The organism is Spartinivicinus marinus, assembly GCF_026309355.1.
Taxonomy (GTDB): Bacteria; Pseudomonadota; Gammaproteobacteria; order Pseudomonadales; family Zooshikellaceae; genus Spartinivicinus; species Spartinivicinus marinus.
This window is the reverse complement of sequence record NZ_JAPJZK010000001.1, coordinates 1,567,594-1,588,832: the sequence shown is the minus strand read 5'-3', so window position 1 is coordinate 1,588,832 and position 21,239 is coordinate 1,567,594. Positions and strand designations below refer to the sequence as shown.

Genomic DNA, 21,239 nt, shown 5'->3' with positions numbered 1-21,239 from the left:
TTATACATCAAACAAAACTAATCGAGTGCTTATGAGAGGGTTGTACTTTCCTCATCCAAAATTATTTTCTAAACTTAAGAGAAATCTACTCAAAAACTGAGCTTAAAAAAGAAAACAGGCATAATAGATTCTAATCAAAGTATAGAACTCGCTGGTATCCACCCAAAACAGACTTTGTTGAAGAACGGATAAAATACACCTTGCCAAAAAAGAAATAAACTGCTACGGTAACATTCTTCTACATGAGTTTAGTTATAGCAAAAAAAAGAACAGAAGCGATAGCCAATGAACTTTAAAGAAACCATAAAACCTTTTTTCTGGAATGAATATTCAAATAGTTTTTCCTTATGTTTAAATGTAGGAGAATATAAAAATGAACTTTTTCAAAAAAGATCAGATGAAGGCTTTGAAGGAAATGGCTATGATTGGGCTTCTTTAGCAAGGGTATTTCTAATGGAAAAAAAGCCTTTATTAGAAGAAACTATTAAGTTTGACCCAGAAGGAAGTATGTTTTGTGCTTATTCATCTAAAAAAGAAGCTTTAAAAGAGTTTGCTATATCATTTAAAAGTGCATGTGAAAATGATACATTAATACACGATTTATTTCTAAAAGCAGAACTAGATTAAAACAACATAGATATTGAACACTTCCCTGTTTGTAGTGGCTTTGTTGGTCTCAATTCTAAGCCTGGAAACCCTGTAAAATCAGGGGAGTTGCATGGCTCTTTATTTTCTGTCTTCTGGGGAGGAAATAATGTCTACAGGGCCATGGAAGCCCTCTTTCCTGAAGCTGTTATTATCATTCCCCCCCCCCCAAGGATTATCGTGTTATGTGGCTGATAGAGTTTTTTGCTTTCACACGCCATTACAGAGGGGACGCAATCAAGCGGAGATAAAACAGTTTAATAAAGACAATAATATGCGCTTTAAAAAACGTCAATGTAAATTGCTTAAATAACCTCATCGAGCAATACCACAGCCGTATTAAAGTAGCTATATGTGATAAAAATAATCATTGAATCGCACTCTATTCCAAATGATATTTTGCTATACCTCTCAAGCGTAACTAAGCTTTAAAAAAAATCTGCTTTTTATAGAAAACCAGCATAATTGCCCATACTGCAAGAACATGAAAACAGGCAAACAGCAGTGAACCATTCCAGTTGCCGGCTAGGGGAACAAAAACTATTTGGTAAAAGGCTTGATAGCCATCTGAGACTATTTGACTCTGGTCGTCTTTTATTTGAATAACAAAGAGTAAAACTCGAACCCATAGATCGGCGAGTATATAAGAGAGTAGAGGGTTTGCACCAAATATCAGGAGAGGCCTGACTGGCTTAAGCCAGGCTTTTATATCAACAACTATAATAAATAAAACTAGGATAACTTGTGCTATTCCAGTGGTAAAAAGCACATAGGAGCTTGTCCAAAGGTATTTATTAATAGGAAAGTAACTATTCCATAGCAGGCCTGATAAAGATAGCAGGATGCCACTGCTCAATAGATAATAACAGGCTTGAGGCTTGGTTAATGACTTTTCATTAATCATATAAGCAGTCAAATAGCCTATTAAACAAGTACTGATAGCAGGTAAGGTACTTAAGATACCTTCTGGATCAAATGGGACTCCATTAATCTGCCACATATGGTTGGCGCCTAATAGCCATAGGTCAAATTCGCGAACTATATTGCCTGTCAAACTGTAAGGGGCAGTCATGTAATAAGGAGTATTACTTCCGAAACCCCATAAAATTAACCAATATCCAATTAAAATAATCAAAATAGCAATAACTAGCTGCCTGGGTTTTAGCCATTGGATTAATAGTGCACTAAAACAATAGACTAAAGCGATTCTTTGTAATACCCCCATAATTCGCAGATCAGCTAAATTCTTATTAAAATAGGGGAAGCCATGTAATAATAAACCGATGCTAAAAATGATGGCTGTGCGTTTGAGAATTTTATAATAAATGGCTTGTTGGTTATTTTTCTTTTTAAATGAGTAGTAAATAGAAATACCAACGATAAATAAAAAACAAGGAAATACTAAATCAGTTGGTGTGCAGCCATGCCAGTCAGCATGTTTTAACGGAGCATATACATAAGACCAGCTGCCAGGTGTATTAACCAATATCATAAAAGCAATAGTTATGCCGCGAAAAGCATCAATCGCATACCAGCGTTGAGAGTTGTTATTTTCCATTTTTGACTCATCCTTGAAACGTTAAAATAATGGTAGTTTATATAGAGAAAAATTGCTTATGGGAGGTGTCGTACGGCTCATAATTATGGATAACAGCCCTTCAAAAGCGGCGGAAGAATACGATGTTGCTCCATAGCAAACACTAAATTTATTTTTTTATTTCGTGATATGTTTTATCTGGGTAGGAGGTTTTGAATTGGTATGTTTTAGGGGGAGAGGCATAAAAGAAAAAAATAAGTGGCGACAGTGCGCCACTTATTAGGTGCTATACTTTAAAATCAGTATTTAGTTTCTTAGCGACAGGCACCATTTTTAACCGAGCATATACTGGCATACCGTCTTTATAAGGAGGATAGTCTTCCCCTTGAATTAACGGCTCTAAGTAATCGCGAGCTGCTTGGGTGATACCAAAACCATCTTCAGTAATAAAGTCGGCAGGCATCATTTTTTCCTGATTAGCCACTTGGCTTAAACAAGCTTCACCAATTGACCATTGATAAGGTGCTTGACTATCACGTTGGATAACAGGCATCACTGCATTTTTACCATTAACGGCAAACTCAACCGCTGCTTTACCCACAGCGTAAGCTTGATCAACATCTACCTTGGACGAAATATGCCGAGCGGCGCGTTGCAAATAATCAGAAACGGCATAGTGGTACTTATAGCCTAAGTTATCTTTAATGAGTTTGGTTAGTACCGGGGCAATTCCACCTAACTGCTGGTGACCGAAAGCATCTACTACGGTGGTTGATGCTGAGATTAACGAGCCATCCGCATGACTAGTCCCTTCTGAGGCAACAATAACACAGTAGCCGTGTTGCTTAACTGCTTCATCTACTTTGGCAAGAAACTTAGTTTCATCAAAAGCGGTTTCAGGGAATAAGATCAGATGTGGTGGATCACCTGCTTTTTCAGCAGCAAGACCACCCGCAGCAGCAATCCAGCCAGCATGACGTCCCATGACTTCTAAGATAAACACCTTAGTGGATGACTTGCACATAGATTGAATATCTAAAGCCGCTTCTTTAGTTGAAATCGCTACATATTTTGCGACAGAACCAAAACCTGGGCAGGCGTCAGTGAATGGCAGGTCATTGTCGATGGTTTTAGGGATACCGATACAAGTAATGGGGTAACCCATCTTTTCACTGATTTGAGAGACTTTATAAGCAGTATCTTGAGAATCACCACCACCGTTGTAGAAAAAATAACCTATGTCATGAGCTTGGAAGACTTCAATCAATCGTTCGTACTCTGCACGATTGCTCTCCAGGTCTTTCAGCTTGTAACGACATGAGCCAAATGCACCACCAGGTGTATGTTTTAATGCGGCTATAGTAGCTGAATCTTCTGCGCTGGTGTCGATCAAGTCTTCAGTGAGTGCGCCAATAATCCCGTTATGCCCTGCATAGACATTATTGATTAGGTCAGGATAACGGCGAGCTGTTTCAATTAGACCGCAAGCTGTAGCATTGATAACAGACGTTACACCACCAGACTGGGCGTAAAAGGCATTTTTTTTTGCCATTTAATTAAAACTCCAGTTATGAGTTCTTGTCACCGCATCTAAAACTGTATAACGTTTTTATTATATAAGAGTCTTTCTTGAAGAAAGTAACGTTTTAAGCTCCCAAGTGTCCTAGGCTGCGGCTGCTTTACTTGTAGAGTGGCTACTTCTCAAGCGAGGCAGTTTCCACAAAGGGGCGAATGATAAAGCAATTTAACTTTTTTTGCATGGTTAAAAGTTGCACAGGTGAATCAGGGTAACAAGTTTTGTTTAATTGTATTTTGGTTACTTTGATTAAACATCCTTATTTATAGGATTTAGCACAAGATTTATACTTAGCTGAATAATCCTCCTTCATGTGTTGTCTAACACCGCGAGATAACCACAGGTGATAAAACCCTTATGCATATACATATTTTAGGTATTTGTGGGACATTTATGGGCAGCTTAGCCTTGCTGGCAAAAGAGCTGGACTATCAAGTAACCGGGTCTGATGAGCATGTTTATCCGCCCATGAGCACTCAGTTATCTGAGCAGGGTATAGATGTTAAAGAAGGTTATTTGCCAGAGCATTTGACTCCAGCCCCTGACTTGGTAGTGATTGGTAATGCGATGTCTCGTGGCAACCCAGCTGTGGAATATGTACTAGACACTGGACTTCCCTACGTATCAGGTCCTGGGTGGTTAGCTCAGCACTTGCTGCAGAATCGTTGGGTGTTAGCAGTATCAGGAACTCATGGTAAAACCACTACCTCTAGCATGTTGGCCTGGGTTTTAGAATATGCGGGTATGTCGCCAGGTTTTTTGATTGGAGGAGTGCCTAAAAATTTTGGCTATTCAGCCCGTTTAGGTGAAAGCTCGTTTTTTGTTGTAGAAGCTGATGAATATGATAGCGCCTTCTTTGATAAGCGCTCCAAGTTTGTCCACTATCAGCCAAGAACCCTGATTATCAACAACCTTGAATATGATCATGCAGATATCTTCCCTGATCTAGCTGCTATCCAAACCCAGTTTCATCATCTGATTCGTACAGTGCCAAGCAATGGCTTGGTTATTTATCCTGAAGGAGAGCCCGCCATTGGCCAGGTGATAGAAAAAGGCTGCTGGACCCCAACACAAACCTTAAATTTAAGTAGCTCTTCAAATTCCAAAGGCGACTGGCAGGTGCAGCTGATTAAGCCTGATGCCAGTCACTTTGAGGTCTATCTTAATGGACAACTGGCAGGAGAGGTTAACTGGGAGCTAAGAGGTATGCACAATATGGCAAATGGTCTAGCTGCTATTGCAGCTGCTCGTCATGTGGGGGTGTTGCCTGAATTAGCCAGCGAAGCACTGTGCAAGTTCCAAGGAATTAAGCGGCGACTAGAGCTAATAGCGGAAGTGAAGGGGGTGCAGGTCTATGATGATTTTGCTCACCACCCAACCGCTATTGCCACCACTTTGGAGGGTTTAAGAGCCAGCGTGGGTACTGAAAAAATCATTGCAGTCATTGAGCCGCGCTCAAATACGATGAAAATGGGAGTGCATAAACAGCAGTTAGTGGAATCGACACAAGCAGCTGACTTGGTGTTCTGGTATCAACCTCAGGGGATGGAGTGGGATCTCACAGCAGCCTTAGCGCAGGCTAACGGAAAAGCTGTATGCTGTGAGCAAGTATCAGATATTGTTGACCACGTGAAGGCTCAGGCAGGTTCAGATAGCCATGTGGTTATTATGAGCAATGGTGGGTTTCAAGGCATTCATCAACAAATAGCTAAGGCTCTAGCAGAATGACCAAATCGAGTGCACTGTATAAGCAAACTGTCACCATAGCGATGACGGGGGCTTCAGGTGCTCAATATGGTTTAAGGCTATTGGAAGTATTGGTGCAGCACCAGGTTCAAGTATTTTTTATGATTTCTAAGGCTGCTCAAGTGGTAGTAGCAACTGAAACAGACTGGAAACTGCCTGGCAAACCGGATGTGCTTGCAGAGTATTTTCAGCAGAGGTTTCAAGCAAAACAGGGGCAAATCCAGGTGTTTGGTCGTGAGCAGTGGATGGCGCCTGTAGCATCAGGCTCTGGTGCTCCTAGTCAAATGGTGGTTTGCCCTTGTAGCACGGGTACTCTGTCAGCTATAGCAACAGGCGCTAGTAACAACTTAATTGAGCGGGCTGCTGATGTAGCCTTAAAAGAGCGTCGTCAGCTGATTCTGGTGCCAAGAGAAACTCCTTATTCAGCAATTCACTTAGAGCACATGTTAAAACTGACCCAGCTTGGTGTGACCATTTTGCCAGCCAGCCCAGGGTTTTATCAGAAGCCGCAGTCAATAGATGATATGGTGGACTTTGTCGTTGCTCGGATTTTAAACCAGTTAGGTATTGATCATCAGTTGCTTCCCCGTTGGGGAGAGTAATCAACTATACATATAAGTGTTGCGGATTGGCGATTGAGAATAAACCACACAGGCTGCGGTCTTAGTTAGTAGTGGTTGAATATATTTGATTAGGGAGCATAGCTGATGGCGTCAATCCCCATTTTCCCCCTTAATACCGTACTTTTTCCTAAGTGCAAACTTCCATTACAAATATTTGAACCACGCTATCTAGATATGCTGTCACAAAGCTTAAAAGCAGGGAGTGGTTTTGTTATAGCATTGGCTAAATCTACTCACCAGACAGCCATTATGCCCAAAGTTTATTGTGTAGGGACATTGACGCAAATAGTGGATTTTGGCCAATTACCCAATGGTCTGCTAGGGGTAACTGTAATGGGGCAAGATAAGGTAGTAATTGGCTCCGGCTGGTTGGAAGATAGTGGCTTAATGGTGGCGGAAGTATCTCCTCTACCTATTGAACAATCGATATCATTACCTAAAAAATATCAGTGTTTGGCTGAAGTGTTGGGAGCGTTGCTAGCCCATCCTATAGTGGCTGAGTTGGAAGTATCAAGTAACCTGAGCAATGGTTTGATAGTCGGTTGGCAACTGGCAAACTATTTACCCTTTAGCTTGCAGCAAAAACAGTTGCTGCTGGAGCTCAATAATCCTCTATTGCGGCTAGCACAAATCAGCCATTTATTGGATGACATGGCTCAAGCCGCTGTTTAACTTATTTAAGAAGATAAAGCTGTTGTGCTTCAGGGAAAGTAAACACGACATAAGCAGAGCTTATTAGTAATACACCAGCTAACAACACAAATAAAGCAAAATTTGTATGTAGGCTGGTCTTGTCGTGAGGCGTATAAAAGAACCGAGCTAATGCAGTAATAATAATACTAAGAAGTAATCCAGCTAGAATATCTGTGAACCAATGACTACCTAAATAAACTCGACTAAATCCGACCAAGCAGCCTGGTAATATACCTAGAAAGTAAATCCACCAACGTTTTTTTACAGGTTGTTCAGTCGCAACTAAACAGCTAATAGTTAATGCTAAAGTAGAAAGTAGCGTAGTATGGCCGCTAGGAAAAGAGTAGGGACTTGGCAGTTGTATTAATACATCGGGTCGAGGCCAGGCCAATGATACTTTAAGAGCCCAAGTAATAAGTTGGGCGGCAATCATACAACCACCCACGTATACTGCGGTAGCGCGATATTGGCTAAACCATAGCCAGCATACAGCGAACACAGTAAGCAATAAAATATTCTGAGTGTCACCCAGTAAAGTAATCCCAATGACTGCATTATCAATTAATGGCTGGTGAAGATTAATAAAATAGCTGAGTAAATTCTGATTAATATCATCCCACCAGTCTTGTGTAATAGTGATAAACAGTGAAATGAACAGAATCGTGCAAACCAAACTGGCTAGCAAATCAGCTAAGGGAAAACTATGGCTGACTTGTTGTCGAGGGGAACAAAAGCGTTGCCACCAAGATTTGTAAGCAAAATGTTGTGCAAACCAATGGTAGCCTCGTTGGTCTGCTGTTAGTTGGTGAGTAGTTTGGCTGACTAGCCAGCAGAAAGCGCCTATACCTATAATAATAATGACCAGCCCTAAATAGAAGGAGCGGGGTAATTCAAATGAGGCTTGTAACAATAGCCCAGATACATAGCCCGGCAACAAATACACCGGGGCCCAAGCGACTGCCGAACTAATGTTGATTAATAGGAAGCGGCTGGCAGGCATATTCAAAATACCTGCAACCAGAGGAATTACTGGCCTAATAGGACCAACAAAACGGCCAATTGCAATGCTTTTGCCACCATGCTTGTTGAAGAAGGCTTCGCCACGTTCAATAAATGTAGGGTAGCGATTAAACGGCCAGCGTTGCTTAATTTGCTCATGATAATGATGGCCAGCTAAAAAACTAATGCCATCTCCCAAAACAGCACCTATAAATCCACAACCAAGTACTAGCCAGATATTCATTTCCAGCTTTCCCGCTAAAGCAGCCACACCATAAAGTAAGGCAACTCCTGGAATAACTATCCCAACAATGGCCAGAGATTCAAAAAAGGCAAACAATAGAATAGCAATAGCAAGCCACTGTTGGTTGGCAGATAACCAGTCAAGTAAAGGTTGTACGGCAGAAAGGTCCATAGAGCTTCCGATCTATCAAAGGGAAGCGTTATCTTACCGAAAAACTGGGAGTAGGTGATAGCTTGTTAAAGGTGGGGTATGGCTGTTTTGGGTGCTTTTTCTATTATGCTTCTCAATGGCTTCTGGGCGGTTCTAATAAAAATAAACTAATAAAAGACTTTCTGTTTGTACCACCGTTCGCTTTTTATACTTTTGTCGAAAATCTAATTTTTTAATCGTCAAATCTTTTTGTAGGTGTTAAAAAGTGTTGTATCGGCAATTTACTGATTGTTGATACTGCTGGTTTTATTTGATACTTAAATTATAAAAATTGAAAGAGATAGACTGGTGAGTACTTATTTTAAATAAAATCAGTGTTGGCTAGTCATATAATTTTATGTGTATACATGAAATTAGGACATTAAAAAAATAATAAAATGGAGGGATTCCATGAAGAAAACACTGCTCCCTATTATGCTAAGCATTATAGGAGTTTCTGGGAGTGCGCTGGCTAACGACTGGCTTGTTTCCGACTCTGATGAAGGCTGGTCTTGTGAATATCGTGCAAATAATACCCCTTGGCGTTTAATGCGTTGTGTAACAGCAAATGGTGTTATGCAGCATTTAAATGTATTGCAGGCAATCGCCGATGCTAATAATGGTACTCGGGTCGCTGGCTCCAATGGCTATACCCAGTCAGTGCAGTATATTGCTCATAAAATGTCAGCTGCTGGTTATAAAGTTGAACTGAATCCTTTTTCTTTCCGACAGTTTAAAAAACTAGGGCCTGCTACGTTGAAGCAAACCTCACCTAGAGGCGATGTTTATGAGGAAGATAAGGATTTCAGGGTTATGTCCCATAGTGATGGAGGCGATGAAACTGCATTGGTGACAGCTGTGGATCTTGATTTAGGGCCAGATAACAAGTCAAGCAGTGGTTGTGAGGCTGATGATTTTGTAGGGTTTCCTCAAGGCCATATTGCGTTAATTCAGCGGGGAAGTTGCTCTTTTCAACAAAAAGCTGAAAATGCCGCTAATGCAGGTGCTGTTGGCGCGATCATATTTAACCAGGGTAATACTGATGACCGAAAAGGTTTGATGAGTGGTACATTGTCATCTGACTATAGCGGAGGTATCCCCGTCTTTTTTGCTACCTACGACAATGGTGTGAGCTGGGCTGACACGGCTGGACTAAACCTGAATATGTCAGTCAAAGTCGACCGCACTGAAACCACTACTTACAACGTCATTGCTGAGAGCCGTTTAGGCAATCCAAATAATGTCGTGATGGTTGGCGCTCATTTAGACTCTGTTGATGATGGGCCTGGTATTAATGACAACGGCTCTGGCAGTGCAGCAGTATTAGAAGTGGCGTTAAAAATGAAGCGGGTAATGCCGAAGAACAAACTGCGGTTTGCCTGGTGGGGAGCTGAAGAGTTTGGTTTAGTTGGTTCTACCAAGTATGTTGAGTCTTTATCTGATGCTGAAAAAGATAAGATAGCCCTCTATCTTAACTTCGATATGGTTGGCTCGACTAACTATAAGCTGGGTGTATATGATGGCGATGGCTCAGAGTTTGGACTGAAAGGTCCGAAAGGGTCGGATGCGATAGAAGCCTTATTTAACTTGTACTTCAATATGCAGGGCACTCAAAGTACGCCTTCAGAAATCAGCTTCCGCTCTGATTATGCTGCTTTCTTTAATGAAGGCATCCCATTTGGAGGCTTGTTTACTGGAGCAGAAGGGATTAAAACTGAAGCCCAGGCTAAACTGTATGGTGGTAAAGCCGGTGAGCCTTTTGACCCATGCTACCATGCTGCCTGTGATACCACTGATAACATCAGCAAAGCGGCTTTAGAAATTAATGCGGATGCTATCGGCTTATCTACTTTGTGGTATGCCTTCTCTACAGAGTCTGTTAATGGAGGGGAAGCAACTTCAGAAGATCAGCCTGAACGAGCTCTTCGCCGTTCACTGGCTGACGAAGCGGCTAAGCCTAAACTTGAACCAGAGCGACTGGGTCATATGTGGTTAAAGTAGCGTAACAATTTTTTTTCGATAAAGAACAAAGCCAGGTATAGCCTGGCTTTTGTGTTTATAGCAAGTGGGTATAGAAAAGGAGTGAAACAATATTGGTTGAATTTTGATCGTATAGTTATGTGAGGGCTTATTAACAATCAATATTCATTGGTAACTCAATGTTTCATTTCTCACGAGCCATAGTCATCATTACCTCTCTAGTGATTGGCTGGGCACTTTCCTTACCAGGTTATGCTTTTCGATGCAAAACCAAGCTGGTGGTAGAAGGCTATACAACAGGACAAGTGATTAACCGCTGTGGTAAGCCTGCTATTCGAGAGGAAATCGTGGTTGAGTATATTCGCCGCTATCATGATGGCTATGAAGCCTCAAACTATGTAACAAAAGAGTTCTGGGTATATGGTGCAAGTTCTAGCCGATTTATTCGCATTTTGACATTTGAAGATGATGAGCTAGTAAAAATTGAAACAGGTGGCTATGGCGGCCATATTGCCAAACGAATCAATTGTTTAGAGCCAAAGGGGGCGATTGAGCAAGGTGATAACATAGCTTTGGTAGCTTATCTGTGTGGTGAGCCTACTAGAGCCAGGCTGATTGGTCGGATTAAAGGCCGCTACTTTTACCGAGGGTATAACTTTTCCAATCAAATTATTGAAGAGTGGGACTATTTTCAAAGGGGCTCTAATCGTAAGCGTGTCTATCGTTTTAGAGATGGTATTTTGGATTCAATCCGAGAAGACGACTTGTACTAAGGGGGTTAACTGCTGCTAATCTTAATTTATAGACATTCATAAAAGAGGTGCTATAACGCCAATTGTTGAATTATCCTAACAAATTATGTGCAGAAGACTGGAAGCTGGCTATAATCGTGCGCTTGAATTTATACCATAACAACTTTAGGATAGCTGTATGGATGTGAAAGCGTATATGGCAGATGTAGGCCAGCGAGCTCGCCAAGCTTCAAAAGTAATAGCCAAAGCCCCCACACAGCAAAAAAATGCCGCATTAACTCATATTGCGGAAGCGTTGAGCGCTTCTCACTCATCATTACTTACTGCAAATCAGCAAGACTTAGTCCAAGGCCAGCAGAAAGGGTTGGATGCAGCACTGCTTGACCGTCTAGAGCTAACGCCCATACGAATTGAAGCAATGATTGATGGTTTAAATCAAGTAGCCAGTTTGCCAGACCCTGTTGGTGAAATTGCTGATCTCAAGTATTTGCCCAGTGGTATTCAACTAGGCAAAATGCGCGTTCCACTTGGAGTGATTGGGATCATTTATGAGTCACGGCCTAATGTCACCATTGATGCAGCTAGCTTATGCCTAAAGTCCGGTAATGCCACCATTTTAAGAGGGGGCTCAGAAGCCTTTCACTCAAACCAGGCCATTGCCCAGTGTATCCAGCAGGGTCTTGAAAAAGCGGGTCTGCCTTCCGGTAGTGTGCAGGTAGTTGAAACTGTTGACCGTGCGATAGTGGGTGAAATGATCACCATGCCTGAATATGTTGATGTTATCGTACCCCGTGGCGGTAAAGGGTTGATAGCGCGAATTAGTAGTGATGCCTCCGTTCCAGTGATAAAACACCTGGATGGGGTTTGTCATGTTTATATAGATAGTGAAGCAGACCCAGAAAAAGCAATTTCAATAGCAATTAATGCGAAAACTCGCCGTTATGGTGTTTGTAATGCAATGGAAACATTGTTAATAAATGAACAGCAAGCAACAAGCTTGTTGCCAAAACTAGCAGATATGTATCTTGCCAAAGGGGTTGAGCTAAGAGGCTGTGATCGCGCCTTGTCAATAGTAGCTGGTATGAACCCTGCTAGTGAAGAAGACTGGTATACCGAATACCTCGCGCCAACATTATCAGTGAAAGTAGTGGCTGATATGGCGGAAGCTATTGAGCATATTAATCACTATGGCTCCCATCATACGGATGCCATCGTGACAGAAAATTATACAAAAGCGAGAGCTTTTTTAACCGAGGTTGATTCTAGCTCCGTCATGGTTAATGCCTCAACTGGTTTTGCTGATGGCTTTGAATATGGCCTTGGCGCTGAAATTGGTATTTCTACAGATAAGATTCATGCGAGAGGGCCTGTAGGTCTTGAGGGCTTAACCTCGCAAAAATATGTGGTGCTGGGGGATGGGCACATTCGTCAGTAACACTTGCCAGCTTAGCTGGCGTTATGTTTGGTAAAGAAAGAGGACTAACAAAACCTATATGTATTCTGAACAACTTAAGCAGCTTGTTGTTGATACCCTTGAAGATATGAAAGGGAATGACATAACTTGCCTCGATGTGAAAGGTATGACCAGCGTTACCGATCATATGATTATTGTCAGTGGAACCTCCAACCGCCATATCAAATCCCTTGCTGATTCAGTGATTGAAAAAGCCAAAGAGAATGGTGTTCGCCCATTAGGTGTTGAAGGACAGGATTCTGCTGAGTGGGTGCTGGTCGACTTGGGTGATGTTGTAACTCATATTATGTTGCCTGCTACTCGTCAATTTTATGACCTGGAGCGGCTATGGGAAACCTCTACTGCTAGCTTAGAGCATCAGCACTAGTAAAAAGGTTTTCTGATATGCGAGTTCGCTTAATTGCTGTGGGCACTAAAATGCCTGCATGGGTTGTTGCTGGTTATAATGAGTATGCCAAGCGACTGCCTTCTGATTGTAAGCTGGAAAGTTGTGAAATTCCTTTAGCAAAACGTACCAAAGGCAGCGACTTGAAGCGGGCTCAAAAAAAAGAGGGGGAGCAGATGCTCTCCGCTATTGCCTCAAGTGACAGAGTGATAGCGTTAGATCTTACTGGTAAGCCCTGGTCTACAGAGCAGCTTGCTGACCAGTTGTCTGGTTGGCGGTTAGATGGACGTAATGTGTCTTTATTAGTGGGTGGGCCGGAAGGTCTGGCGCCAGAGTGTTTAGCTAGAGCTGAACAAAAGTGGTGCCTTTCTCCTTTAACGCTTCCTCATCCGCTGGTTCGAGTATTGGTAGCTGAACAGCTGTATCGTGCTTGGAGTATTCTCCAGAACCACCCTTATCACCGTTAAGCAAAGCAAGTATTAGTGATGAGCAATGAATGACCGGGATACTCTGAAGGACCATAGGCGAGAAGTTAAAATCTTTAAAAACCGGATTGTTCTTGCTGCATTTTGTCTGGTGCTATTAACCGGGCTACTACTATCAAGATTATTTGTTCTACAAGTTGTTCAATATAAAGAGTTATCAACTAAGTCAGATGAAAATCGGATTCATTTAAAGCCAATCCCACCAACCCGAGGCTTGATCTACGACACTCATGGCATATTGCTGGCGGATAATAAGCCAAGCTTTAACCTGTCTTTAATTAAAGAGCGCATCAAAGATTTAGATGCTACGGTGCGTGACCTGGCTACACTAATAAACATTTCAGAAGAAGAAATTCAGGGTTTTTATAAACGCTTACGTAAAAGGCGTGCTCCCTATGAGCCAGTGCCACTAAAGCATGGTTTAACAGAAGAAGAAATAGCCATTATCTCTGTGAATGAACAGCGTTTCACTGGTGTTGAGATCGAAGCCCAGCTGGTTCGCTTTTATCCACAAGCAGAACCTTTTGCTCATGCAGTTGGTTATGTAGGAAAAATTAATGAAAGAGAGTTAAAGCAGCTTGATCCTCAAAAATATAGCGGAATGCGTTCAATTGGAAAAATCGGTGTTGAACGTTTTTATGAAGAGGATCTGCTTGGTCAGGTGGGCTATCAGGAAGTTGAAACAAACGCTAGAGGCCGTGTATTAAGAGTTTTAAACCAGCAGGATCCCCAGCCAGGGGTTAATTTAACTCTGTATTTAGATAGCTATTTACAACAAGTTTCGTATGAGGCGTTGGCTGGTAAGCGTGGAGCTATTGTAGCAATTGAGCCTAAAACAGGTGGGATACTCGCTATGGTTAGTCAGCCCGCTTACGACCCTAATTTATTTGTTTCTGGTATTCCTTATAAAACGTATAGTGCTTTAAGAGACCACCCAGATCGTCCTTTATATAATCGTGCATCGTTAGGAGAATATCCTCCAGCTTCAACTATAAAGCCAATGCTGGCACTAGCTGCTTTAGACTTGGGTGTAAGGGAACCCAGCTATAAAATTTTTGATCCTGGTTACTATAAACTGCCCAATAAGCCTCGTTTATACCGAAACTGGAAGCGAGGAGGTCATGGCTGGGTGAATTTGGAGCGAGCAGTTTATGTATCTAATGATACTTATTTTTATGACTTAGCTTTAAATATGGGGATTGATGATTTACATGATTATTTAACTAAGTTTGGTTTAGGTATACGTACAGCAATGGATGTTGCTGAGCAGCGGCCGGGGTTGATACCGTCTCGTGAGTGGAAAGAGGGTGTTAAAGGAGTGCCTTGGTTCCCTGGAGAAACCTTAATTAGTGGAATTGGCCAAGGCTATATGCTATCCACACCACTACAACTAGCAACGGCAACAGCTGTGATAGCTAATAGAGGTAAGTGGATTCAACCCAAACTACTTAAGTCCGCTTCTGGAGAAATAAAACGAGAGTTACCTACCGCTCCAAAATCAATAGAGGTGTCTAACCCAGCTTACTGGGATTTCGTTAATGAGTCCATGCGTAAAGTAGTTCATGATCCCCGTGGTACTGCTAATTACCGAATAGGCAAAGACTTACAATACACCATGGCAGGAAAAACAGGGACAGCACAAGTGGTTGGGATTAAACAAAATGAGCGTTATGATGCGAAAAAACTAAAAAAAATCCACCATGATCACGGTTTATTTATAGCATTTGCACCGATTGAAAATCCACAAATAGCGATAGCGGTTATTGTCGAAAATGGAGGCGGGGGAAGTTCTGCTGCAGCACCTGTTGCTCGTAAAGTGCTAGATGCTTATTTGTTACCCAAGTTGGCAGAGCAGCGATTAGCGGTGAGTAAGCCTGAATGAGTCCAGAATATGTAAGACAACTGTCCTCTGTTACCCATGGGCAGCTAAGCAAGCCTCCGGGGTTTTGGTTTAAGCTCCACCTTGATCCAATTTTACTGGGTGCTCTGTTATTGTTAACAGCGGGGGGCTTATTCATTTTATTTAGTGCCAGTGGTCAAAGCGAATCTATTATGACCAGGCAATCGATTTATCTTGCTATTGGTTTTGTGGTGATGGCTTTGTTTGCCCAAGTGCCCCCTCGTATTTTTTGTCGCTGGGCTCCTTGGGTATACCTAATCGGCTTAGCACTGCTTGTTGCAGTACTGTTGTTTGGCACAGGTGCAAAAGGTGCTCAGCGCTGGATTGCCGTACCGGGTATGTCCAGTGTGCGGTTCCAGCCTTCTGAAATTATGAAGCTGGTCATGCCAATTGTGGTTGCTTGGTTTCTATCAAAACATATCGTTCCTCCTTCATTTAGAGCTGTTATAGGTACATTGCTGTTGGTAGCCATTCCAGTAGGCTTAATTGCGAAGCAGCCAGACCTGGGAACATCGTTGTTAGTAGCAGCGGCAGGTTTTTTTGTGTTGCTACTCGCAGGCTTGCGCTGGCGCTTTATTTTTGGAGCTGTAATGCTTGCTGTACCTGCTGTTTATGTGATGTGGCATTTTGTCATGCGAGAGTATCAAAAGCAGCGAGTGTTAACTTTTTTAGAGCCTGAAAAAGATCCCTGGGGAGCTGGTTGGAACATTATTCAGTCAAAAGTAGCCATCGGCTCAGGTGGAATACATGGAAAAGGCTGGTTAGCAGGTACCCAATCGCATCTTGATTTTCTCCCTGAGAGCCACACAGACTTTATTATTGCTGTATTAGCGGAAGAGTTTGGGCTAATTGGCGTTGTGCTATTGTTGTGTATTTATGCTGTTATTATTACACGTGGACTTATTATTTCTGCTAAAGCACAAACACTGTTTGGCAAACTGTTAGCAGGTAGTGTGACTCTCACTTTTTTTGTATACATTTTCGTAAATATTGGGATGGTTAGCGGATTGCTGCCAGTGGTTGGTGTACCATTACCATTAGTGAGTAGGGGGGGGACCTCAATAGTTACTCTGATGGCAGGTTTTGGTATTTTAATGTCAATTCACACTCATCGAACACTGCTAGGCCGGACCACATAGTGCTTATTAAGCACTAGAAATAAATTGCTAGTACTAGAATAAAATAGTAAATCGCGTCTCCTAAACTATAAGGCAGTTAAAGTAACAAGTTTGCTTATACAGTTTACAGTTATAGCCTAACAAGCAAGTATTGTTGTTTGAAAATAGTTATTTAAACATAGCTGCTTGAAAAAGGTTGTTTAAAAAATAAACCAGCTGAGCTTTTTGTTGTTTTTGCTGTCATAAGAAACAGTATTTTTCAGTTGAGCTATCAGCTTAGTTCTTACAAGATTGATTGAGTTGAGTGGTATGGTTTTGGTAAAAAAAGCAATTTTAATGGTTACTCTTCCCCTTTTATCATTAGGGGCAATGGCTAAGCAGACAACATCCACTGCTTTTGATAAGCAAGTGGTTGAACACTTTGTTGCTGAAATGGAAGCTAAACACCAGTTCAGCCGAAACACACTGGAAACCTTGTTTGCCAAGGTTGAAAGAAAGCAGTCAATACTCGATGCAATGAGTCGCCCAGCAGAAAAAACCAAAACCTGGGGTGAGTATCGAGAAATCTTTTTAACCAATAAACGAATTAAAGGTGGTGTGGAGTTCTGGCAAAAGAACCAGCAGGCACTAACTAGAGCTGAGCAACAATATGGTATTCCAGCAGAGATTATTGTAGCGATTATTGGCGTAGAAACTTTTTATGGTCGTCAGTCAGGCCGTTTCAGGGTAATGGATGCATTATCAACACTGGGTTTTGAGCACCCGAAGCGAGGGCCGTTTTTTCGCAAGGAGCTTGTAAATTTTTTACTGATGAGTCGTGAACAAGGCATAGATCCTTTAGCACTCAAAGGTTCTTATGCTGGAGCCATGGGTTATCCGCAATTTATTCCCAGCAGTTTTAGAAAGTTTGCAATTGATTTTAACAATGATAAGAAAGTTGATATTTGGAAAAACTCTACAGACGCGATTGGTAGTGTAGCTAATTACTTTAAATCTCATGGCTGGGAAACAGGTAAACCTGTACTGGCAACGGCAAAAGTATCAGGGAAAAGCTACCGGCAAGCATTACAACCAAAACTAGAGCCACAAAAAACAATAAGTCAGATTAAGTCTCTGGGCTGGGAGTTTGCCACACCTGTTGTAGATAAAACAAAAGCAAGAGCTATAGAGTTAACTGGAAAACAAGGTGTAGAGCATTGGGTAACACTACCCAACTTCTATGTTATAACTCGATATAACCACAGTACATTATATGCAATGGCTGTTTACCAATTAGGGCAAGCAATTAAAACTGAGCGATTAGCGTTAAATCAATCAAACTCTAAAGGGTGAGTTATACTTAAAACTGTAGTGGTTTTTTGTTGATAACTGACTTTAAGCAAGGTAAATGGCGGCATGTTTAACTTGAAAAAAAACTCTTGGTTTTTTTCTGTACTGAGTATTTTTGTCTTATGGCTGGCAGGCTGTACTTTTAATCCTTCTATTGAAAAGGATGGAGCACCTAAAGGCGACTTTGATGCTGCGAGGGTTCCTGATGCAGTACCTCGCCCACATTATGGAAAAACTAAGAGCCGCCCTTATAAAGTGCTTGGAGTGACTTATAACCCGTTAAAGTCAGCTACTGGTTATACAGCTGAAGGCGTAGCATCTTGGTATGGCACTAAATTCCATGGTAAAAAAACGGCTTTAGGTGAGACATACAATATGTATGGTATGTCAGCTGCCCACCGTACGTTGCCACTGCCCTCCTATGCTAAAGTAACTAACCTGGATAATGGTAAATCAGTTGTTGTGAGGGTAAATGATAGAGGGCCTTTTGTTAAAGATCGCTTGATAGACTTGTCTTATGCTGCTGCCAAGAAGCTGGACTACCAAAAGAATGGTACGGCCAGAGTTAAAGTTGAGGGCATTGTTCCACCACAGTATCAAGCCAAAAAAACCACCCAAACGGCGCCGGCAAAAAGCTTATTGAATGACTATACCAAAAATAAAAGGATGTATTTGCAGGTAGCTGCGTTTAGTCAGCTAGAGTCAGCTCAGGCATTAAAGCAACGTTTGCATACCTTAACTAAGCTACCGGTTACGGTATTATACGCCCCTTCTGCTGCTCACCCTTTACATAGAGTTCGAATTGGCCCAATCTCAGATGCTGAACAGCTTGAGCAATTAAGATTAAGGATTGCTAATGCCAAGTTGGGAAGCCCGCATGTAGTGCTCGAATAGATTTTAATTTGTATGCTATCACTAAGGACGATATGATGAGTAAACAGAAATTTACCATACTTTCTAACTAGGCTATTGTAAGCATTATTTCTTATTAACGGGCCTGAATGGTTTTTATTGGGGACATTAAGTCAGCGAGCTTGATTTTCGCTTATTATGAAATACTTCAAATTTTTTTCAGTGAAACTTACTTCTTTTGTTTTACTTATTAGTTTGCTAGGTGCTAACCAAGCACTGGCTGTAATTCCTTCGCCGCCCAAACTAGCAGCAAAAAGTTATCTGTTAATCGATGCAGATACTGGCGAAGTGTTGGTGGAAGAAAATGCTGATGAAAAGCTACCACCTGCCAGTTTAACTAAAATGATGACAGCTTATATAGCTGAGGCAGAAATTGCTTCAGGTAACTTGCAGTTAAATGAAACTGTTACAGTTAGTGAAAAAGCTTGGCAGATGAAAGGCTCCTTGATGTTTATTGAGGTAGGGGAGCAAGTCTCAATCGAAAACCTGCTAAAAGGAATTATTATTGTATCTGGTAATGATGCCAGTGTAGCAATGGCAGAGCATATTGCAGGTAGTGAAGAGTCGTTTGCGGATGTAATGAATGCTACTGCGGCCAAACTGGGGATGGCTAATACCCATTTTGTTAATGCAACTGGCTGGCCAGCAGAGAATCACTATACGACAGCAAGAGACCTAGCCAAGCTGGCAAAAGCTATTGTTTACGACTACCCAGAGCGGTATGGTGTTTATTCTGAAAAGTATTTTCAGTATGGGGTTGATAAACGTACAGGAAAGCCTTTAAAGCGCCAAGCCAACCGTAATGCACTATTATGGCGAGACTCAGCAGTTGATGGGCTGAAAACTGGTTATACCAAAGAGGCTGGTTACTGTCTGGTTACTTCGGCTAAAAAAGAAAATCAGCGGCTTATTTCAGTGGTAATGGGAACCAAAAGCTCAAAAGCACGGGCAGCAGAAAGTCAAAAGCTGCTGACGTATGGGTTCCGCTTTTTTGAAAATGTAAAAGTTAAGTCAGCAGGGGCTTCACTAGAAAAAGTCTCTGTCTGGAAAGGTGATGCCAATCGTGTATCAGTCGGTGTTGCTGAAGATTTAGTGGTGACAATCCCAAGAGGGGAGTCGAAAGCGCTAAAGGCTGAAATGGAAGTTAACGCTGTAATTGAAGCACCACTTGAACAAGGTCAGCCACTTGGGGCAGTAAAGATTTCTTTAAATGACCAGCTTATCAGAGAAGTGCCTTTAGTTGCTTTGGAGTCAGTAGCAGAGGCTGGTTTTTTCAAGAAACTGTGGGATCAACTACGACTGTTTTTTTTCCAGCTATTCACGGATTAGCCCTTCCTCCTCCTTGCCCAGGCCCTCTTAATGAGGGCCTGTTTCGTATATGGCCATACTAAAGTTAACTCAAATCAGTTTCTTGCTTTGCTTTAGTGATGAGTGCTTGTGCTTTAGGTAAAAAAATTTACAATAGGAAACAAAGTTTATTATTGTGAATAAAAAGCTTCTTAAGTAAGCACTAACGCTGGCTAATAAGATTTCTTGACTGGCTAGACGGATGTATAATAGGCAGATTATCTGCACTAACTAATAGCCTTAGCGGGACAATAGTTTGAAGAAACCCTTGTCCGCTAACTTTTACGACAGTCTCATAGCGAGAGAGCATTGCTGGTTGATATATGACTGAACAAGATAAAAGTCAGACACCTCCTAAAATAGAGTTTCCATGCGATTACCCAATTAAAGTAATGGGTGTAGCAACTACTGACTTTGAGCAGTTTGTTATTGATGTTATGAAAAAACATGACCCTAGTTTCAGTGGCAAAGCAGCCATTCGTGATAGTCGCAAGGGTAAATACCAGGCTGTTAATGTCACGATTACTGCGACTGGGGAAGACCAGCTAAAAGCTATATTTGAAGAGCTAAAAGCCAGTGGTCGCGTGGCGATGGTGCTATAGACAAGAGGCATTTATGAAAGCACCAGCAGATCAGCCGCTTATTTTTCGCTATCTCAGTCAGCAGTCATACTCTGATGTGTTTCAACTGATGAAACAGTTTACAGAGAGTAGGCAGCCTGAAACAGCTGATGAAGTTTGGTTGCTAGAGCATGACCCCGTTTTTACTCAGGGTCAGGCTGGTAAAACAGAGCATGTGCTACTGCCAGGAAATATCCCTGTTGTTCAGGCCGATCGTGGTGGTCAAGTGACTTATCATGGTCCAGGCCAGTTGCTAGGTTATCTACTACTGAACTTAAAACGGCTGGGCTGTGGGGTGAGAGAGTTAGTTACACTAATTGAGCAAACATTAATTGATACATTGGCTCAGTTTAATCTTGAGGCTGCTGCCAAGCCTGATGCACCTGGTGTTTATGTTAATGGTGCGAAAATAGCTTCTCTGGGTCTGAGGGTAAGACGAGGCTGTTCATATCATGGCTTTGCCTTAAATGTGAATATGGATTTAGAGCCATTTGCTCGTATTAATCCTTGTGGTTATGCAGGTATGAAAATGGCTGATATGGCAGGGTTGTTAACCAGGCCAAAGCTCACCCTTGGTGAGGTGAGTGCTATTATCCAGCAAGGCCTGCAACAACGGCTGGGGTACACAAGGGTGGTGACTCATGGTAGTACTGCTCAAACTGAAACAAATACAGATTGGGATTAG

The 21,239-nt window shown here is 41.9% G+C and carries 19 protein-coding genes; 16 read left to right on the top strand and 3 right to left on the bottom strand.

Going from position 1 to position 21,239, the window contains the following annotated elements:
- Window positions 1-285 precede the first annotated feature (285 nt).
- Window positions 286-627 carry an immunity 51 family protein gene (locus tag OQE68_RS07310; protein ID WP_180569942.1) on the top strand — a complete coding sequence of 114 codons (342 nt, stop codon included), beginning with the start codon at window positions 286-288 and terminating at the stop codon, window positions 625-627.
- A gap of 439 nt (window positions 628-1,066) precedes the next feature.
- Here OQE68_RS07310 and OQE68_RS07305 read toward each other — a convergent pair whose 3' ends face one another.
- On the bottom strand, window positions 1,067-2,203 hold the full coding sequence (locus tag OQE68_RS07305; protein WP_180569941.1) for an acyltransferase family protein: 1,137 nt from the start codon (window positions 2,201-2,203) through the stop codon (window positions 1,067-1,069).
- A gap of 265 nt (window positions 2,204-2,468) precedes the next feature.
- Window positions 2,469-3,734: a 6-phosphofructokinase gene (locus tag OQE68_RS07300; protein WP_180569940.1), complete on the bottom strand. Its 1,266-nt coding sequence runs from the start codon at window positions 3,732-3,734 to the stop codon at window positions 2,469-2,471.
- Window positions 3,735-4,115: 381 nt separating this feature from the next.
- On the opposite strand from OQE68_RS07300, the gene mpl reads away from it, so the two are divergent.
- From mpl to OQE68_RS07285, 3 genes are all read left to right on the top strand, one after another.
- A complete protein-coding gene (gene mpl, locus OQE68_RS07295; RefSeq protein WP_180569939.1) occupies window positions 4,116-5,486 on the top strand; it encodes a UDP-N-acetylmuramate:L-alanyl-gamma-D-glutamyl-meso-diaminopimelate ligase in 1,371 nt (456 codons plus the stop codon).
- On the top strand, window positions 5,483-6,106 hold the full coding sequence (locus OQE68_RS07290; RefSeq protein WP_180569938.1) for a flavin prenyltransferase UbiX: 624 nt from the start codon (window positions 5,483-5,485) through the stop codon (window positions 6,104-6,106). The genes mpl and OQE68_RS07290 overlap by 4 nt, the downstream gene beginning before the upstream one ends.
- Before the next feature lie 105 nt (window positions 6,107-6,211).
- Complete coding sequence (locus OQE68_RS07285) at window positions 6,212-6,799, top strand: LON peptidase substrate-binding domain-containing protein (RefSeq protein WP_180569937.1); 588 nt, start codon at window positions 6,212-6,214, stop codon at window positions 6,797-6,799.
- Between the two features lies 1 nt (window position 6,800).
- On the opposite strand, the gene OQE68_RS07280 is transcribed toward OQE68_RS07285, so the two are convergent.
- Window positions 6,801-8,234, bottom strand: a complete 1,434-nt coding sequence (locus OQE68_RS07280; RefSeq protein ID WP_180569936.1) for a bifunctional DedA family/phosphatase PAP2 family protein — start codon at window positions 8,232-8,234, stop codon at window positions 6,801-6,803.
- A 429-nt stretch (window positions 8,235-8,663) separates the two neighbouring features.
- On the opposite strand from OQE68_RS07280, the gene OQE68_RS07275 reads away from it, so the two are divergent.
- From OQE68_RS07275 to lipB, 12 genes are all read left to right on the top strand, one after another.
- The gene (locus tag OQE68_RS07275) at window positions 8,664-10,253 is read left to right on the top strand and encodes a M28 family metallopeptidase (RefSeq protein WP_255490971.1); all 1,590 of its coding nucleotides are present in this window, start codon (window positions 8,664-8,666) and stop codon (window positions 10,251-10,253) included.
- 158 nt (window positions 10,254-10,411) lie between these two features.
- Window positions 10,412-11,005 (top strand): DUF2845 domain-containing protein, encoded by a 594-nt coding sequence (locus tag OQE68_RS07270; RefSeq protein WP_180569935.1) that lies wholly within the window; start codon window positions 10,412-10,414, stop codon window positions 11,003-11,005.
- Between the two features lie 157 nt (window positions 11,006-11,162).
- Window positions 11,163-12,419 carry a glutamate-5-semialdehyde dehydrogenase gene (locus OQE68_RS07265; RefSeq protein ID WP_180569934.1) on the top strand — a complete coding sequence of 419 codons (1,257 nt, stop codon included), beginning with the start codon at window positions 11,163-11,165 and terminating at the stop codon, window positions 12,417-12,419.
- A 58-nt stretch (window positions 12,420-12,477) separates the two neighbouring features.
- On the top strand, window positions 12,478-12,825 hold the full coding sequence (rsfS, locus tag OQE68_RS07260; protein ID WP_180569933.1) for a ribosome silencing factor: 348 nt from the start codon (window positions 12,478-12,480) through the stop codon (window positions 12,823-12,825).
- 17 nt (window positions 12,826-12,842) lie between these two features.
- A complete protein-coding gene (gene rlmH, locus OQE68_RS07255; protein WP_180569932.1) occupies window positions 12,843-13,310 on the top strand; it encodes a 23S rRNA (pseudouridine(1915)-N(3))-methyltransferase RlmH in 468 nt (155 codons plus the stop codon).
- A gap of 25 nt (window positions 13,311-13,335) precedes the next feature.
- Entirely contained in the window at window positions 13,336-15,210 is a 1,875-nt protein-coding gene (gene mrdA / locus OQE68_RS07250) for a penicillin-binding protein 2 (RefSeq protein ID WP_180569931.1), read from the top strand.
- On the top strand, window positions 15,207-16,367 hold the full coding sequence (rodA, locus tag OQE68_RS07245) for a rod shape-determining protein RodA (RefSeq protein WP_180569930.1): 1,161 nt from the start codon (window positions 15,207-15,209) through the stop codon (window positions 16,365-16,367). Before mrdA ends, rodA begins: the two co-directional genes overlap by 4 nt.
- A 288-nt stretch (window positions 16,368-16,655) precedes the next feature.
- Window positions 16,656-17,678 (top strand): lytic murein transglycosylase B, encoded by a 1,023-nt coding sequence (mltB, locus tag OQE68_RS07240; RefSeq protein ID WP_219340126.1) that lies wholly within the window; start codon window positions 16,656-16,658, stop codon window positions 17,676-17,678.
- Between the two features lie 63 nt (window positions 17,679-17,741).
- Window positions 17,742-18,569 carry a septal ring lytic transglycosylase RlpA family protein gene (locus OQE68_RS07235; protein WP_180569929.1) on the top strand — a complete coding sequence of 276 codons (828 nt, stop codon included), beginning with the start codon at window positions 17,742-17,744 and terminating at the stop codon, window positions 18,567-18,569.
- 180 nt (window positions 18,570-18,749) lie between these two features.
- Window positions 18,750-19,916, top strand: coding sequence for a D-alanyl-D-alanine carboxypeptidase family protein (locus OQE68_RS07230; RefSeq protein ID WP_266195560.1), 1,167 nt, complete (start codon window positions 18,750-18,752; stop codon window positions 19,914-19,916).
- Between the two features lie 341 nt (window positions 19,917-20,257).
- A complete protein-coding gene (locus OQE68_RS07225) occupies window positions 20,258-20,536 on the top strand; it encodes an HP0495 family protein (RefSeq protein WP_180569927.1) in 279 nt (92 codons plus the stop codon).
- Window positions 20,537-20,549: 13 nt separating this feature from the next.
- Complete coding sequence (lipB, locus tag OQE68_RS07220) at window positions 20,550-21,239, top strand: lipoyl(octanoyl) transferase LipB (RefSeq protein WP_180569926.1); 690 nt, start codon at window positions 20,550-20,552, stop codon at window positions 21,237-21,239.